Annotated in this window: 15 protein-coding genes; 4 read left to right on the top strand and 11 right to left on the bottom strand. The window is 36.7% G+C overall.

What is annotated here, in order from left to right; genetic code table 11:
• Window positions 1-24: 24 nt before the first annotated feature.
• From BGO88_RS06490 to BGO88_RS06445, 10 genes are all read right to left on the bottom strand, one after another.
• The gene (locus BGO88_RS06490) at window positions 25-582 is read right to left on the bottom strand and encodes a fasciclin domain-containing protein (protein WP_101472706.1); all 558 of its coding nucleotides are present in this window, start codon (window positions 580-582) and stop codon (window positions 25-27) included.
• A gap of 223 nt (window positions 583-805) precedes the next feature.
• Window positions 806-1,369, bottom strand: a complete 564-nt coding sequence (locus BGO88_RS06485) for a fasciclin domain-containing protein (protein ID WP_286706347.1) — start codon at window positions 1,367-1,369, stop codon at window positions 806-808.
• Window positions 1,370-1,517: 148 nt separating this feature from the next.
• Window positions 1,518-3,290 carry a 30S ribosomal protein S1 gene (gene rpsA, locus BGO88_RS06480; protein WP_056073082.1) on the bottom strand — a complete coding sequence of 591 codons (1,773 nt, stop codon included), beginning with the start codon at window positions 3,288-3,290 and terminating at the stop codon, window positions 1,518-1,520.
• A gap of 279 nt (window positions 3,291-3,569) precedes the next feature.
• A complete protein-coding gene (locus BGO88_RS06475) occupies window positions 3,570-4,895 on the bottom strand; it encodes a nucleoside permease (RefSeq protein WP_056073079.1) in 1,326 nt (441 codons plus the stop codon).
• Window positions 4,896-4,963: 68 nt separating this feature from the next.
• Complete coding sequence (gene cmk / locus BGO88_RS06470; protein ID WP_056073076.1) at window positions 4,964-5,659, bottom strand: (d)CMP kinase; 696 nt, start codon at window positions 5,657-5,659, stop codon at window positions 4,964-4,966.
• A 6-nt stretch (window positions 5,660-5,665) separates the two neighbouring features.
• Window positions 5,666-6,685, bottom strand: a complete 1,020-nt coding sequence (gene porQ, locus BGO88_RS06465) for a type IX secretion system protein PorQ (protein ID WP_056073073.1) — start codon at window positions 6,683-6,685, stop codon at window positions 5,666-5,668.
• Between the two features lie 142 nt (window positions 6,686-6,827).
• Window positions 6,828-9,278 (bottom strand): endopeptidase La, encoded by a 2,451-nt coding sequence (gene lon, locus BGO88_RS06460; protein WP_286706346.1) that lies wholly within the window; start codon window positions 9,276-9,278, stop codon window positions 6,828-6,830.
• A gap of 188 nt (window positions 9,279-9,466) precedes the next feature.
• Window positions 9,467-10,348 (bottom strand): DUF6252 domain-containing protein, encoded by an 882-nt coding sequence (locus tag BGO88_RS06455; RefSeq protein ID WP_286706345.1) that lies wholly within the window; start codon window positions 10,346-10,348, stop codon window positions 9,467-9,469.
• A 73-nt stretch (window positions 10,349-10,421) separates the two neighbouring features.
• A complete protein-coding gene (locus BGO88_RS06450) occupies window positions 10,422-11,723 on the bottom strand; it encodes an MFS transporter (RefSeq protein WP_286706344.1) in 1,302 nt (433 codons plus the stop codon).
• An 82-nt stretch (window positions 11,724-11,805) separates the two neighbouring features.
• Window positions 11,806-12,624 (bottom strand): M48 family metallopeptidase, encoded by an 819-nt coding sequence (locus tag BGO88_RS06445; RefSeq protein ID WP_286706343.1) that lies wholly within the window; start codon window positions 12,622-12,624, stop codon window positions 11,806-11,808.
• A 258-nt stretch (window positions 12,625-12,882) separates the two neighbouring features.
• Between BGO88_RS06445 and BGO88_RS06440 the strand changes: the two genes are divergently transcribed.
• From BGO88_RS06440 to BGO88_RS06425, 4 genes are read left to right on the top strand one after another with little or no spacing between them, the layout of a single operon-like run.
• The gene (locus BGO88_RS06440; protein ID WP_286706342.1) at window positions 12,883-13,743 is read left to right on the top strand and encodes an alpha/beta fold hydrolase; all 861 of its coding nucleotides are present in this window, start codon (window positions 12,883-12,885) and stop codon (window positions 13,741-13,743) included.
• 5 nt (window positions 13,744-13,748) lie between these two features.
• Entirely contained in the window at window positions 13,749-14,237 is a 489-nt protein-coding gene (msrB, locus tag BGO88_RS06435) for a peptide-methionine (R)-S-oxide reductase MsrB (RefSeq protein ID WP_286706341.1), read from the top strand.
• A 4-nt stretch (window positions 14,238-14,241) separates the two neighbouring features.
• A complete protein-coding gene (msrB, locus tag BGO88_RS06430) occupies window positions 14,242-14,634 on the top strand; it encodes a peptide-methionine (R)-S-oxide reductase MsrB (RefSeq protein WP_286706340.1) in 393 nt (130 codons plus the stop codon).
• A 1-nt stretch (window position 14,635) separates the two neighbouring features.
• On the top strand, window positions 14,636-15,286 hold the full coding sequence (locus tag BGO88_RS06425) for an endonuclease III domain-containing protein (RefSeq protein WP_286706339.1): 651 nt from the start codon (window positions 14,636-14,638) through the stop codon (window positions 15,284-15,286).
• A gap of 8 nt (window positions 15,287-15,294) precedes the next feature.
• On the opposite strand, the gene BGO88_RS06420 is transcribed toward BGO88_RS06425, so the two are convergent.
• On the bottom strand, window positions 15,295-15,594 hold the full coding sequence (locus BGO88_RS06420) for a hypothetical protein (RefSeq protein ID WP_056073048.1): 300 nt from the start codon (window positions 15,592-15,594) through the stop codon (window positions 15,295-15,297).
• Between the last annotated feature and the right edge of the window lie 66 nt (window positions 15,595-15,660).

Genomic DNA, 15,660 nt, shown 5'->3' with positions numbered 1-15,660 from the left:
TTCAAAAATAGTATCTAGTTTGAATTATGCTTTTGGCATCACTACAGTATCAACCACATGAATAACTCCGTTAGACTGATTCACATCAGCAATAGTAACTTTTGACTTATTTCCGTTTTCATCTGTGATATAAAGAGTTTTGCCATCCATCCATGCTGTCAGCTTACCGCCTTGAACAGTTGCGAGCACAGCCTTTCCGTTTCCTTTCTTTATGGCTTTAGCAATATCAGCTGAACTCATTTTTCCTGCTACCACATGATAAGTTAGAATAGATTGCAGTTTTGATTTGTTTTCCGGCTTTAACAAAGTCTCAACGGTTCCTTTAGGCAATTTGGCAAAAGCTTCATTTGTTGGAGCAAAAACGGTAAAAGGTCCTTTTCCCTGTAAAGTCTCTACAAGACCTGCTGCTTTTACTGCTGCTACCAATGTGGTATGGTCTTTTGAATTTATTGCATTTTCAATAATGTTTTTTGAAGGATACATTGGAGCTCCTCCTACCATTACTGTTTTTTCTTTTTGTGCAAATACGGCAGTTCCGAATAGTAATGCAATTGCGATTGATAAAAATTTGGTGGTTTTCATAATTAAATGTTTTTTTGTTTATACAGGCATTTACGCAAATACATTTGCTTTGGTTTTAAATATTCTGGATTTATGTTTTTTTTGATTTTTGATTTATGATTTTAGACATTGGGCTTTAGACTTTAGACTTTAGACTTTAGACTTTAGACTTTGGACTTTGGACTTTGGACTTAACAAAAAAAGCCCCGCTAATGCGAGGCTTCTTTTATTGTAAATTCTTCTATTAGTTAGGAGAAAAAGTTTTGTCAATACCGTGAATAATTCCATTACTTTGGATGGCATCTGTGAACACCAGTTTTGCCTTATTTCCTTTAGCATCTGTCAAATAGATAATACTGTTTTCAAGAGTAAGTACAAGGATATCGCCATCTGCCGTTTTGATTTCACCTCTTCCTTTACTCATTCGGATTAATTTCCCGAAATCAGAAGCATACCACTTACCCGGAATCATATAGTAAGCTGCAATATCTTTAGTACGGTGAATATTTTTTGGATCAGTCATGAATTCTAAATTTTCTGAAGACCTGCTGATGACATCATTGCTAGGTGCCAAAATGGTATAAGGTCCTTCTTCGCGCAGCATTTGTTCAAACTCTGCAGCTTTAAAAACCTTTGCTAAAGAAGAATAATTCTGCGAAGCCGTAAGGTTATCGATAATATTTTTAGTTGCGTCAAACTTTGGGTTAACGACATTCATATTTGCCCTTTTTTGGTTCTTTTGGGCAAATGATGCAACGCTTAACAATAATGCAAAAAGAATAATTGCCAGATTTTTATTAGTCTTCATAGTTAGTTTTTAAAAATACATTGGTAATAGGGAACAGAATTCCTTTATTTTAGGATTTCAAATGTAAACAAAATTTTAATATTATCATTTAAAATAATTAAAAAAGCCCCACATTTCTGTGAGGCTTTCGTATTAAAATCAGTCAGGATTAGTTCCCTCCTTTTTCCATTTTAGCTTTCAATTCAGCAAGAATATCATTGTTATCTCCTAAAGTAGATGCAGTAGCATTACTTGAAGACATTGTAGTATTCTCAGAAGCAGCTTTCACGTTTTTCTCTTCTTCTTCACGGAAGATAGCAGTGTGAGAAGCAACTACTCTTTTGAATTCTTTGTTGAACTCGATCACTTTGAAATCAGCTGTTTCACCTTTTTTCAATTTCTTACCGTCCTCTTTTTCAAGGTGACGGGTTGGGATGAAAGCAACGATATCATCACCGAATTCTACAGTAGCTCCTTTGTCAACGATTTCAGAGATTTCTCCAGTGTGGATAGTTCCAACAGCGAATGAATCTTCGTATTTATCCCAAGGGTTAGCAGTAGTCTGTTTGTGACCTAAAGATAATTTACGTCCTTCAACATCCAACTCCAATACTACTACGTCAAGTTTTTCACCAACGCTTACGAATTCAGATGGGTGCTTGATTTTCTTAGTCCAGGAAAGATCAGAAATGTAGATTAATCCATCGATTCCTTCTTCCAATTCTACGAAAACACCAAAGTTTGTAAAGTTTCTAACGATACCTGTGTGTTTAGAACCTACAGGATATTTAGCAGTGATATCAGTCCATGGATCTTGAGTCAATTGCTTGATACCAAGAGACATCTTACGATCTTCTCTATCCAAAGTCAAGATAACAGCTTCAACTTCATCACCAACTTTTACGAAATCCTGAGCACTTCTCAAGTGAGTTGACCAAGACATTTCAGAAACGTGGATTAGACCTTCAACACCTTCAGCAACTTCGATGAAAGCACCGTAGTCAGCGATAACTACAACTTTACCTTTCACTTTGTCACCTACTTTCAGGTTAGCATCAAGTGCATCCCATGGGTGAGCGTTTAATTGTTTCAAACCAAGTTGGATTCTTGTTTTCTCATCATCGAAATCAAGGATAACAACGTTTAGTTTTTGGTCTAATTCAAGAACTTCGCTTGGGTGGTTGATTCTTGACCAAGAAAGGTCAGTAATGTGGATCAATCCGTCAACACCTCCAAGGTCAATGAACACACCATAAGAAGTAATGTTTTTAACAACACCTTCTAATACTTGTCCTTTTTCTAATTGACCGATAATTTCTTTTTTCTGTACTTCGATATCAGCTTCGATAAGCGCTTTATGAGAAACAACAACGTTTTTGAACTCATGGTTGATTTTCACAACTTTGAATTCCATCATTTTGTTTACATACTGATCGTAATCTCTGATTGGCTTCACGTCGATTTGAGAACCTGGCAAGAAAGCCTCGATTCCGAATACGTCAACGATCATACCACCTTTAGTTCTGCATTTAACGAAACCGTTAACGATTTCACCTGTTTCATTAGCTGCAATAACTCTATCCCAAGCTTTGATAGTACGAGCTTTTCTGTGAGAAAGAACCAACTGACCTGTTTTGTCCTCACGAACGTCAATTAATACTTCTACTTTGTCTCCTACTTTTAAATTTGGATTGTAACGGAATTCGTTTAAAGAAATAACACCTTCAGATTTAGCGTTGATATCAACGATAGCATCTCTGTCAGTGATTCTAACTACAACACCTTCAACTACTTCTTCCTGATCTGTAGAGATAAAAGTTTTTTCAACTAACTCTTCGAATTCTTTCAGGTTTTTTTCGTCAACAGCATCAATACCTTCTTGGAAGTTGTGCCAGTTAAAGTTCTCTAAAAATTCCGCTTGTGCTTTTGTTTGTTCAGACATTTGTTCTGATAAAAATTTGTATCCTATGTTTTCTCGAGTTTCTTGATGCAATAGAAAACACAGAAGTGTTTTACATAAATAGTTGATACCTAAAGGAAACTCTTCTTCGCCAAAAGGTGCGCAAAATTAATAAATATTTTTTAATCTACCAAATAATTTCAGAATGAAGCTTTTATCCTAAATATTTATAAATCAAAACTTAAGAAGAATGGCTATTATTTAACTCCCAAAACATTCAATAACAAAAAAGAGCCTCAATCTGAAGCTCTTTTAGTTTTTTTAATGTGATATATTTTCAACATCTTCCGGCTTGTGCTTGTGTTTGAACATTACCGCAAAGGCAATGGAAATTATCAACGCATACAGGGCAAAAGAAAGCCATATACTATGCCAGTCTTTAGTTTCTCCGTGAGTAAAATATTTATCAATAGCATAACCGCTGATAACACTTCCCAAATACGCCCCTACACCATTCGTCATCATCATAAACAATCCTTGTGCGCTGGCACGAATTTTAGAATCGGTTGTTGTTTCAACAAATAAGGAACCTGATATATTAAAGAAATCAAACGCCATTCCGTATACGATACAGGAAAGAATAATCATCCATAAACCTTGTACCGGATCGCCATAAGCGAAAAGCCCAAAACGAAGTACCCATGCTATCATGGAGAACAGCATTACCTGTTTGATTCCGAAACGTTTCAAAAAGAAAGGAATCGCCAGAATGAACAAGGTCTCAGAAACCTGCGAAATCGACATGATTATTGTTGAATATTCAACCACAAAAGAGTCTTTATATTCCGGAATCTTAGCAAAATCATTTAAGAAGGCATCGCCATACATATTGGTAAGCTGCAAAGCACCTCCCAAAAACATGGAAAATATAAAAAACAACGCCATTTTATAGGAACTGAACAGTTTGAAAGCATTCAACCCTAATTGCTCCACAAAACTTGCATCTTCTGCAATTGATTTTTGTGGTGGACATTTTGGCAAGGTAAACGAATAGATACCCAGCAAAATAGCTACAAAAGCGGCAATATAAAACTGATTAGCATAAATAGGATTACCTGATACGGAAGACATTGCATTACCTACACTCAATCCTAAATCCTTAAAGATATTAGGTGGCGTTGGCGAACTGAAAATATTCGTAATCCACATGGCTACGATAAAACCTATAGTTCCCCAAACACGAATTGGTGGAAAAACCTTTACCACATCATATTTATTGTTCTTTAATATAGTATAGGCTATGGAATTGGAAAGCGAAATGGTTGGCATGTAGCAAATCATTGCTCCAAAAATAACGTAGAATAAAATGGAAGGATCATTAACTTCAGGGACATATAAAAGGATAAGACCATATAATATGTGGAGGATTCCGTAAAGCTTTTCAGCATTGAGCCATTTATCGGCTATAATTCCGGTCAATGCCGGCATAAATAAAGAAGAAAGGCCTAATGTTGAAAATATAGCGCCAAATTCAGCACCTGTCCAGCCTTTTGCATTAAAACAATATGTTCCAATTGTGATAAGCCAGGCTCCCCAAACAAAAAACTGGAGAAAGCTCATCAAAGTTAACCTAAATTTTATTCCCATAAATAAGTTTGTATGTTGAAAAAATAACAGCCCGTAAATCTACTATTAAAAATGAGATAAACAAAAAATTACAACGTTTTAGCTACAGTATTTACCAATCCTAAAACTTTGTCAAACTGTTCCTGTATAGAAAGGTGCGAATTATCTATTTCAATAGCATCATCCGCTTTTGTTAAAGGTGAGTCTTCCCTGTGAGTATCAATATAATCGCGTTCCTGAACGTTTTTAAGCACTTCCTCATACGTCACTTCCTGTCCTTTTTGAAGCAATTCCTCATAACGCCTTCTTGCTCTGGTTTCAGGACTTGCCGTCATAAACAGCTTTAATTCGGCATCTGTAAAGACAACGGTTCCTATATCTCTTCCGTCCATTACAATACCTTTGTTTTTTCCCATATTTTGCTGTTGTTCGACAAGCTTGGCACGAACTTCCGAGATTTCGGCTATCCGGCTCACAAAATTGGATACTTCAAGTGTCCTGATTTCGGCTTCAACATTTTTTTCATTGAGAAAAATCTCGGCATAACCCAAATCGGGATTAAAAAGAAACTGAAGACTGATTTTAGGAAGTCTTTCTATCAATGCTTTTTTGTCAAAATGGGTATCCGAAATAAAGTCATGCTGCATGGCATATAATGTCACAGCGCGATACATGGCTCCCGTATCGACATAGATATAGCCTAAGTATTTGGCCAGTTGTTTTGCCAGCGTACTTTTTCCCGTAGACGAAAAGCCATCAATGGCAATAGTAATTTTTTTATCCAAAATAATTTATTGAAGGTTAATCATTAATCCGAAAAGGCTCGTACTTGCCGCAGCGGTATATCTGGAATAGGAATAATCAAATCTGATTTTATTGAATCGTAATCCGAAACCGGCTGAAAGTCCTGAAAAATTACGTTGTTCTACAATACGCAATTCTTCCGCTCTTCTAAAATTATATCCTAAACGAATGGAAAAACTTTTTTCAGGAAAAAGTTCAGCTCCTACTATAACGTGTCTTAAAGCATTATTTAAAAAACCGACTTTTTCCTCCTTACTTCCACCATCTAATGAGCCTTCCGCCCTGTTTGGATTGGAAAAAGCGATATTCCATTGCTGGAGATTTTCGAAAGTCAGGTGCCAACGGATTGGCACATTTTCTAATTCCTGAGAAATTCCGGCTACAATTTCCATCGGCAATTTTTCATTCGTATCCTGATAGGGTTTTATCTGGACACCCACATTGCGTATGGCCAGTCCAATATTGATATCATTATAATCATCTACATACAAGGCTCCCAGGTCCATAGCCGCACCAAAAGAATTGTAACTTTCCAGTGTTGAGGATATTAATTTAAGATTGGCTCCTATAAAAATGTCGGTCCAGGGAACATTATAGGCATATCCTAAAGAAAGTGCAATTTCGCTTCCTGTAAAATCAGCCGTTTTTTGTCCGTTTTCGTCATATCCTTCAAAATTGCCATAATTGACATAATTTACGCCGGCATGGAAAGTCTGGACATGGCGGTCATAGGTATAGGCATAGGCTGCCGTTCCATAGGTTACTTCTCCGAAATAGCTGCCATAATTTACGGAAAGATGATTATCCATTTCCGGATTGATGGTTGCAGGGTTAAAGAATCCCTGATTGACATCATAGTCATAAATCGTTACGGCCTTTCCTCCTAATGCTGCCTGTCTTGGCGAAGTCATCAAATTTAGAAACTGATAAACATATTTACCGCCAATCTGGCTGAAACCTTCAGCACAAAACAGCAATAAAAAAACAATAAACAGTTTCTTAAACATCTAGGGATTTTCCTTATTTTTCTGAATATATAACGCAGATGCGAAGATATTATTTTTTAAGGCAAAAGATAAAACAGAAAAGGCAAAAGTTGAAAATTAATTCACTTTTGCCTTTATAATATAAGCTATGCGTTTCTAAAGATTATAACGCTTTTGCATTTTTAGCTTTCTGGTCTGTTATGGCTATTGCCAGAACCTCGCTCATCTCCTTCACATAATGGAAAGTCAGTCCTTCCAAATATTCAGGTTTGATTTCATCAATATCGCGCTTGTTTTCATGGCAAAGAATAATTTCCTTAATATTTGCCCTTTTGGCAGCCAATATTTTTTCTTTAATTCCTCCCACCGGCAATACTCTTCCACGAAGTGTTATTTCTCCGGTCATAGCAAGGCTTTTCTTTACTCTTCTTTGTACAAAAGAAGATACCAAAGAAGTTAACATGGCAACTCCGGCGCTTGGTCCGTCTTTTGGAGTAGCTCCTTCAGGAACGTGAATGTGTACGTTGTAATTCGAAATTACATCGGGTCCTATTCCTAGTCGTTCGGCATTGGACTTGATGTATTCCAAAGCAATCGTAGCCGATTCTTTCATTACCGTTCCTAAATTCCCTGTCATGGTCAAACTTCCTTTTCCTTTTGATAAAATCGATTCTATAAAAAGGATATCTCCGCCAACACTTGTCCAGGCTAATCCGGTAACCACACCTGCTACCTCATTATTTTCATACTTATCGCGTTCCATTCTGGCCGCACCAAGAACTTTTACAATGTCTTCGTCTGTAACTTTTACGTTATACTCTTCTTCCATTGCAATAGATTTGGCCGTATTTCGGACCATTTTGGCAATTTGTTTTTCCAAACCTCTTACACCGGATTCTCTTGTATAGCCTACTACAATCTTTTCCAACTGTTTTTTTCCGATGGACAAATCTTTAGTAGTCAGTCCGTGCTCTTTCAATTGTTTTGGAAGCAAATGCTGTTTGGCAATTTCTACTTTTTCTTCAATGGTATAGCCTGTCATGTTGATTACTTCCATCCTATCTCTTAAAGCGGGCTGGATTGTTGACATATTATTGGAAGTAGCAATAAACATAACACGGGAAAGATCAAATCCCATTTCCAGAAAGTTATCATAGAAATCTGAATTTTGTTCCGGATCCAGAACTTCCAGCAAGGCAGAAGACGGGTCGCCATTATTACCGCTGGAAAGCTTATCTATCTCATCCAGTACAAAAACAGGATTCGCCGTTTTTGCCTTTTTTAGACTCTGGATAATTCTTCCGGGCATGGCTCCGATATATGTTTTTCTGTGTCCTCGAATTTCAGCTTCATCGCGCAGGCCTCCCAGAGAAATCCTTACATATTCCCTCCCTAATGCTTCGGCAACGGATTTTCCAATCGAGGTCTTACCTACACCAGGAGGCCCATACAAACAAAGGATTGGAGATTTCATGTCATTTCTGAGCTTTAAGACCGCAAGATGTTCAATCATTCTTTTCTTCACATCTTCCAATCCAAAATGATCTCTGTCTAATATTTTTTGTGCTCTTTTCAGGTCAAAATTATCTTTAGAAAATTCATTCCAAGGCAGTTCGAGATAGAGCTCAAGGTAATTTCTTTGTATACCGAAATCCGGAGATTGCGGATTCATACGCTGCATTTTTGAAAGTTCTTTTTCGAAATGGGTTTTCGTTTTTTCGTTCCATTTCTTCTTTAGTCCTTTCTGACGCATTTCTTCGATTTCTTCCTCCTGAGAAACGCCACCCAATTCTTCCTGAATAGTTTTCATCTGCTGATGAAGGAAATATTCACGCTGCTGTTGGTCCAGGTCAAAGCGAACTTTAGACTGTATATCGTTCTTCAATTCCAGTTTCTGCAACTCGACATTCATATAACGAAGTGTCGACAAGGCTCTTTCTTTCAAGTCGTTAATTATCAACAAATCCTGTTTCTCTTTAACCGAAAGATTCATATTGGAAGAAACAAAATTGATCAGGAACGACTTGCTTTCAATGTTTTTGATAGCGAAAGTAGCTTCCGTAGGAATGTTTGGACTCTCTTTAATAATCTGGATAGCCAAATCTTTTACCGATTCGATAATAGTCGCAAATTCAGCATCATCATTATCAGGACGCTTTTCAGGAACCTCTTTGATTGTAGCTTTCAAATAAGGCTGTTCAGAAGTGACAGCATCAATTTCAAAACGTTTTTTTCCCTGTAGGATTACGGTTACGTTTCCATCAGGCATTTTTAAAACACGTAGGATTCTGGCTACGGTTCCTATTTTATTGATATCTTCCGGTGACGGATCTTCATCTTCCTCATTGATTTGGGAAACCACTCCAATAACCTTACCTCCGGCATTGGCATCATTAATTAATTTAATGGATTTATCACGTCCGGCTGTAATTGGAATTACAACACCCGGAAATAGCACGGTATTTCGTAATGGCAGAATCGGAAGGTCCTCCGGAAGCTGCTCATTATTCATTTCTTCTTCGTCTTCAGGAGTTAAAAGAGGGATTAATTCTGAATCGTTGTCGAATTCCTGGAGTGACAGATTGTCAAGTGTGATTATTTTTTGATTTGGCATACTATATTTAAGTCATTTTGTCATTAAACATTTTTAGAGACGGTTTTACTTTGCACCCGTAAAAACAATATCTCTTTGAAAACCAATAGAGTACTATAACGAAAATACTATTGGCTTTTATATGAAATCAATCTTTATGCCATAAAAAAATCCGCAATATTGCGGATTTTTTTATTAGATGTAAAAAATTATTCTTCAATTGTGTAGGGAACATTAGTAAAAACCCCATTTGTCAACTGTTTTGTTTCAATAATTTCCATTGTTACCGGATCTACCATAGATACCTTACAATTAAAAGTCCCAGAAATTTTTTTATTTACTGCATCATTGGTTGTTATCGTTATATTACCAATCTGTTCACCATTATCAGTAAGTCCCATATAATATCCTAACGGGTTTGTAACATTTGGTGCATACACAACAGCAGCTCCATCATCTCCTGGAAGATTATATGAAGTTTTATTTAATTCAAGAAACTCAACAGTTACCATTTTTAAATTCGTATATCCAGAAATGCTATATTGAATCAAACGATCGCCTGTTTCTGGGTTTACTTCAGGCAGATTTGTATTGGGATTAATTGGCATATGTTTTACTGCAACTACATTGTTTGCTACAAAATCAACTCCGTCAATTTTTACTCGAAAACTTCCTCCTGTTGTACCCCCAGGCGTACCTCCAATGCTTGTTCCTACAGAAATTGGTCCAATCCAGGAACTAACTTCGCTTTCTGAACAGTTGGAACGTACATAAAAATGATAGGTGTTTGTGGAAACCAGACCCGTGATAGTGACATTGGTAACATCAGAAAAAACAGATGTACCTTCTCCAATAGCAAATCCGGTTGGGCCATATTGTACTTCCCATGAAGTTGCCTCTGAACTTGCTACCCAGCTTAGATTTACATTAGTACCTCCGATAAAATTACTGGCCTGAAAAGATGTTGGCGCCACACATGACGGTTGCGGATTAGGGTCAATTGCACTGTCTAATGGCTCATTATCACAGGATGTAAAATTAAAAGCTGTGAAAATCAGCACAAAAGCAGTTAAAAATTTTAATTTATTCATTCTATTTTTGTTAGGTTGGGTTAATTAGGTTTCCAAATATATATTTTTTATTTGAAACGCATAAAATATATTTTTATTCTTTCACTACTGACTTTGGCACCCTAAAAAGCAAAAGAACTCCAACGATAAAAAAGACAGCAAGGAAAACGATAGAATTCCTCATGGAGCCCGTAATCTGGTCAATCAGACCATAAACACACATTCCTATTACAATACCTATTTTTTCGGCTACATCGTAAAAACTAAAAAATGAAGTGGTGTCTTCCGTTTTTGGAAGAAACTTAGAATAGGTAGAACGTGACAGCGCCTGAATTCCTCCCATCACAAGACCTACAAAACAGGCTGTTACATAAAAGTGAATCGGTTCCGTCACAAAATAAGCACAAACACAGATTACTACCCAGATTGAGTTGATAACAATCAAGGTTTTTATGTTTCCGAATTTATTAGATAGTCTTGCCGTCACTATAGCGCCAAGTACCGCTACTAATTGGATAACCAAAATACTAATAATCAAACCTTTGGTTTTTTCTTCCGTATCTGCCCAATTAATTTCCTGCTCTCCAAAATAAGTAGCCACCAGCATTACCGTTTGAACTGCCATACTGTAAACAAAAAAAGCAGCCAGATATCGTGATAATGATAAGTGTTTCAGGAGTTCATTTTTTACTTTCTTCAATTCCCTGAAACCACTCAAAAGGATGTCTTTTGTAATTTTGTCTGCGTTCTTATTCCCTTTTGGAAGATAATAAAAAGCATATTGGCTAAACAACAGCCACCAAACACCTGTGAGGGCGAAAGAAACTTTCATCATCTCAAGTGCTTCCACACCTTCTTTGCTTAAAATCAGGTACAAGCAAATGAGTAATAATATGACACTGCCAATATATCCCATAGAGTACCCTCTTGCACTCAATCCGTCCTGCTGTTCTGTAAAAGCAATATCCGGCAAATAGGAATTATAAAAAACCAAACTTCCCCAAAAACCTATAAGCCCAAAGAAGAAACAAGTTATACCAAAATATATATTATCAACCGTAAACCAATACATTCCTATACAGGAACTGGCTCCCAAAAAGCAGAAAAATTGCAGAAATCTTTTTTTATTACCTACAAAATCTGCTATTCCTGAAAGAAAGGGAGAAATAAAAGCTACCACCAAAAATGCGAAAGCGGTAACAAAACTTATTAGTGCCGTTGCCTTGAAATCATATCCTAAAAACTGTACATCAGGAGTTTCTTTTGGGAAAAGAAATCCAAAATACAAAGGAAAAATAGCCGAAGATATAACCAGAGGATACACTGAATTTGCCCAATCATAAAATGCCCAGGCATTCATTAATTTCTTACTTCCCTTAGGTAAAGCTGTTTGCATAAGTTTGTTTTTTAGGTATAAAAAAAGCTGTCCGTAGAACAGCTTCGAAGATATTATTTTTTTATCTAATCCAGATTATCTTTTATTTAAATGTCACACCGTATTTTGCAGCTTCAGCTTTTGCCTGTGGAATCAACGCTTTAAGGTTCGCGATTCTTGTCGCATTAGACGGGTGCGTACTCATAAATTCCGGTGGTGCGTTGCCTCCTGAATTTGCCGCCATTCTTTCCCAGAAAGCAACCGACTGTTCCGGATTGTAGCCCGCTATCGCCATTAAGGTCAGCCCTACTTTGTCTGCTTCGCTTTCATGGCTTCGGCTAAACGGCAGGGTTACGCCATATTGTGTACCCACTCCATAGGCCTGCATTGCAATTTTCTGAATAGATTCGCTTTGGTTTCCTACGGCAGCTCCAACTCCAACGCTTCCTAACTGCTGTAATACATCGGCACTCATTCTTTGTTGTCCGTGATTTAGCAAAGCGTGCGCTACTTCGTGTCCCATAACGACTGCCATACCCGTTTCATCCTTTGTAATAGGAAGGATTCCTGTATAAAAAACAATCTTTCCGCCAGGCATACACCAAGCATTCACTTCTTTACTTTCTACCAGCTTATATTCCCATTGGTAATCTTTCAAATAACCTTTATAACCATTGGCATTCAGGTATTTTTCGGCAGCATTTTTAATTTTTGTTCCTACAGTTACCACTCGCTGTGCGTCTGCAGTTCCGGTCACCACTTTATTTTCCTTTAAAAAAGCACTATACTGCTGAAAAGCTGATGGTAAAATCTGCGAATCAGGAACCAGCGCCAATGTGCTTTTTCCGGTAAACGGATTGGTCGCACAAGAATAAACAATACCAAATATTGCAATCGGTATTAACAGATATCTTCTTTTCATGAGAACTATTTTGATTGGTTATTACTCAAATTTACTAATTTACTTTGATACTTAATTTCTAAGAAATCTTTATTTATTGTTAAAATATTAACAATCTCCATGCCAGGCTTCGTTATTTGAAACGGCTCAACCAAATATCAAAGCAACCTGTTGATTTAGAAATGATTCTATTTATAGATTTTGAACATGGAAATATCTTTTATATTTAATTTATGATTCCTAAATTTAATATACTTTAACTTGCATAAAAATTGGAGTATGTCTGAAAAACCAAAAACGCACCAGCAGTCACTCAAAATACCAAAACCCATCCTGATAACTGCCAAAATAACCGAAGCAATTTCGCCAAAACTGGCTATGAAATTTGCAGCTAAACTTTTTACTTCGCCTATCAAACACAAACTCCCAAAACGAGAAATTGGGATGGATAAGAATTCACTTCAGCAAAACGTATTCATTCAAAACTTAGGTAAAGAAATTGTCGTATATAATTATGGTAGCAGTGATAAAAAAATATTGCTTGTTCATGGTTGGTCCGGCAGAGGTACCCAATTGGTTAAAATTGCTGATGAAATGCTAAAATTAGGGTATTCTACCCTAAGTTTTGATGCACCGGCACATGGAAAATCTTCTGGAAAAATCAGTAATATGGCTGAATTTATCGTCAGTATTCTGGAATTAGAAAAAAAATTCGGACCATTTGAATATGCTATAGGCCATTCATTGGGAGGTATGTCAATTTTAAATGCTATAAAAAGAGGATTAAATGTAAAAAAAGCGGTGATTATTGGAAGTGGCGATATTGTGGAAGATATTATGGATGATTTTATTGAGAAATTGGGAATGAATATTGCTATCAGTAAAAAAATGAAAGCCAGTTTTGAAAAGAAAATCAAGGAACCTATGGATAATTTTTCAGCCTACAGGGCCGCAAAGGAAGTAACCATTCCTGTATTGGTTATCCATGATAAAGAGGATGAAGACGTTCCTGTTAAAGCAGCCTACCATATCCGGAAAAACTTAAAAGACGGCGAATTAGTCATAACAGAAGGTCTTGGTCACCGAAAAATATTGGGTGATACTAAAGTCATTAAAAAAATTATAGAATTTCTAAATTAAAAAATATGAGACACTATATTGTATTGTTGGTTTCGCTTTTTGCTTTTGCATCCTGCCATAGTCAGGAAAAAAAAGAAATTTCGAAAAAAGAAACACCAAAACAAATTCAAAAAACCGATGCGGAATGGAAAAAAGAATTGACACCGGAACAATATGAAGTGCTTCGAAAAAAAGGAACCGAAAGGGCTTTTACCGGAGAATATTATAATCACTTTGAAAAAGGCAATTATGTTTGTGCAGCATGCGGAAATGTTCTATTCACTTCTAATGCCAAATTTCATTCTGATTGCGGCTGGCCTTCTTTCGATCAGGCCATTAAAGGTTCTGTAATCTATAAGGAAGATACCAGTTTTGGAATGGTCAGAACGGAAGTCATGTGTGCTAAATGTGGCGGACATTTGGGTCATGTCTTTGATGATGGACCTGCTGAAACCACAGGAAAACGTTTCTGTACTAACTCAGTTTCTATAAAGTTTGTACCTGCTAAAAAATAATGCTATGAAATATCCAGTAAACAAAACCGAAGAGGAATGGAAAGCCGAGTTGGGTTCCGAACGTTATAAAATTTTACGTCAAAAAGGAACTGAATTTCCCCATTCCGGAAAATACAACCTGTTTTTTGAAAAGGGAACCTATTGCTGTGGCGCTTGTGGAGAGCCATTATTCGAAAGCAGTTCTAAATTTGATTCGCATTGTGGATGGCCATCTTTTGATGAAGCATTGCCTGGAAAAATAGAATATGTTAAGGATACTTCACACGGTATGCTGCGTACTGAAATTCTATGTGCAAATTGTGGTGGCCATTTAGGCCATGTTTTTGATGACGGTCCAACAGAAACGGGACAACGCTATTGTGTCAATTCTTTATCTGTAGACTTTAAAGAAAAGTAATATGGACCTATTTAATGAGCAGACAGATTGGGCAACAGCACTTAAACCATTAATTGCTAAATATAAAAACAAACAACATCCGTTAGAGTATAAAAACTTATATCAGTTGTTGGTTATGGTTGTGCTATCTGCTCAGGACAGTGATGCACATATCAATAAAATAGCACCCAATTTGTTCCAGGCATTTCCAAATATGAAATCTCTGGCTCAGGCGGATGAGAAATCCTTACTTCCTTATATTGAAGAAGTTCGCTTTCATGGTAATAAAATCAAATGGCTTCTTGAAATTGCTGACAGCATAAAACAGGATAAAAACATTCCTGCAACTATGAAGGAATTAACTGCCCTGAAAGGTATTGGGAGAAAATCTGCCAATGTCATCATGAGAGAAGCAGGAGTTCCGGCTGAAGGTATAATGGCCGATTTGCATGTGGTGAGAGTAGCTCCCCGATTAGGAATTGCTAAAGGAAAGGATGCTGACAAAATTGAGAAGGAAATGATGGAAATATTGCCAAAATCGATGTGGTCAGAAGTTGGAATGGCAATATCATTTTTGGGCAGAGAAACCTGCAGGCCGTCCAATCCAAAACACAGTGAATGCCTAATGAACTCTGTATGTGAATTTTATAAAAACAAAAAATCCGGTAATTAAACCGGATTTTATTGTAATATTTTAATTAACTCACCATTTGCTGTAAACAGGGCTGTAATGGAAGCATTGTCTTTTTTTAAGACCAGTTTATACTCTCCATCAGCAGCAACACCTGCTTCAACTATTTGGTAATCACCATATTTTGCCTTTATATTGATAAGGGCTTCTTTCTTAACTTCTTCCGGAGCTATCTTTTTATATTCCTTTTCCTGTATAAATGAATCATTTTTCAGGGCTTTTACACTTTCAAAAGAAGCAAACAAACCTAAACTCAGGAACAACATCGATAAATAAAGCAACTTTTTCATAGCATTGAATTTTATGTTACCATATAAAGTTACCTTATTCCGAATTGGGGTAAAAGAATTTTAGAA

This window comes from Flavobacterium sp. 38-13 (assembly GCF_001899155.1).
Lineage (GTDB): Bacteria > Bacteroidota > Bacteroidia > Flavobacteriales > Flavobacteriaceae > Flavobacterium > Flavobacterium lindanitolerans.
Note: the sequence above shows the minus strand (reverse complement) of the source record. Positions and strands in the feature narration are given on the sequence as shown.

Excerpts from the sequence above, each read along its gene's own strand:
- BGO88_RS06490 (WP_101472706.1), bottom strand. The coding sequence starts at position 582 with ATGAAAACCACCAAATTTTTATCAATCGCAATTGCATTACTATTCGGA.
- BGO88_RS06485 (WP_286706347.1), bottom strand. The coding sequence starts at position 1,369 with ATGAAGACTAATAAAAATCTGGCAATTATTCTTTTTGCATTATTGTTA.
- rpsA (WP_056073082.1), bottom strand. The coding sequence starts at position 3,290 with ATGTCTGAACAAACAAAAGCACAAGCGGAATTTTTAGAGAACTTTAAC.
- BGO88_RS06475 (WP_056073079.1), bottom strand. The coding sequence starts at position 4,895 with ATGGGAATAAAATTTAGGTTAACTTTGATGAGCTTTCTCCAGTTTTTT.
- porQ (WP_056073073.1), bottom strand. The coding sequence starts at position 6,685 with ATGTTTAAGAAACTGTTTATTGTTTTTTTATTGCTGTTTTGTGCTGAA.
- lon (WP_286706346.1), bottom strand. The coding sequence starts at position 9,278 with ATGCCAAATCAAAAAATAATCACACTTGACAATCTGTCACTCCAGGAA.
- BGO88_RS06455 (WP_286706345.1), bottom strand. The coding sequence starts at position 10,348 with ATGAATAAATTAAAATTTTTAACTGCTTTTGTGCTGATTTTCACAGCT.
- BGO88_RS06450 (WP_286706344.1), bottom strand. The coding sequence starts at position 11,723 with ATGCAAACAGCTTTACCTAAGGGAAGTAAGAAATTAATGAATGCCTGG.
- BGO88_RS06445 (WP_286706343.1), bottom strand. The coding sequence starts at position 12,624 with ATGAAAAGAAGATATCTGTTAATACCGATTGCAATATTTGGTATTGTT.
- BGO88_RS06440 (WP_286706342.1), top strand. The coding sequence starts at position 12,883 with ATGTCTGAAAAACCAAAAACGCACCAGCAGTCACTCAAAATACCAAAA.
- msrB (WP_286706341.1), top strand. The coding sequence starts at position 13,749 with ATGAGACACTATATTGTATTGTTGGTTTCGCTTTTTGCTTTTGCATCC.
- msrB (WP_286706340.1), top strand. The coding sequence starts at position 14,242 with ATGAAATATCCAGTAAACAAAACCGAAGAGGAATGGAAAGCCGAGTTG.
- BGO88_RS06425 (WP_286706339.1), top strand. The coding sequence starts at position 14,636 with ATGGACCTATTTAATGAGCAGACAGATTGGGCAACAGCACTTAAACCA.
- BGO88_RS06420 (WP_056073048.1), bottom strand. The coding sequence starts at position 15,594 with ATGAAAAAGTTGCTTTATTTATCGATGTTGTTCCTGAGTTTAGGTTTG.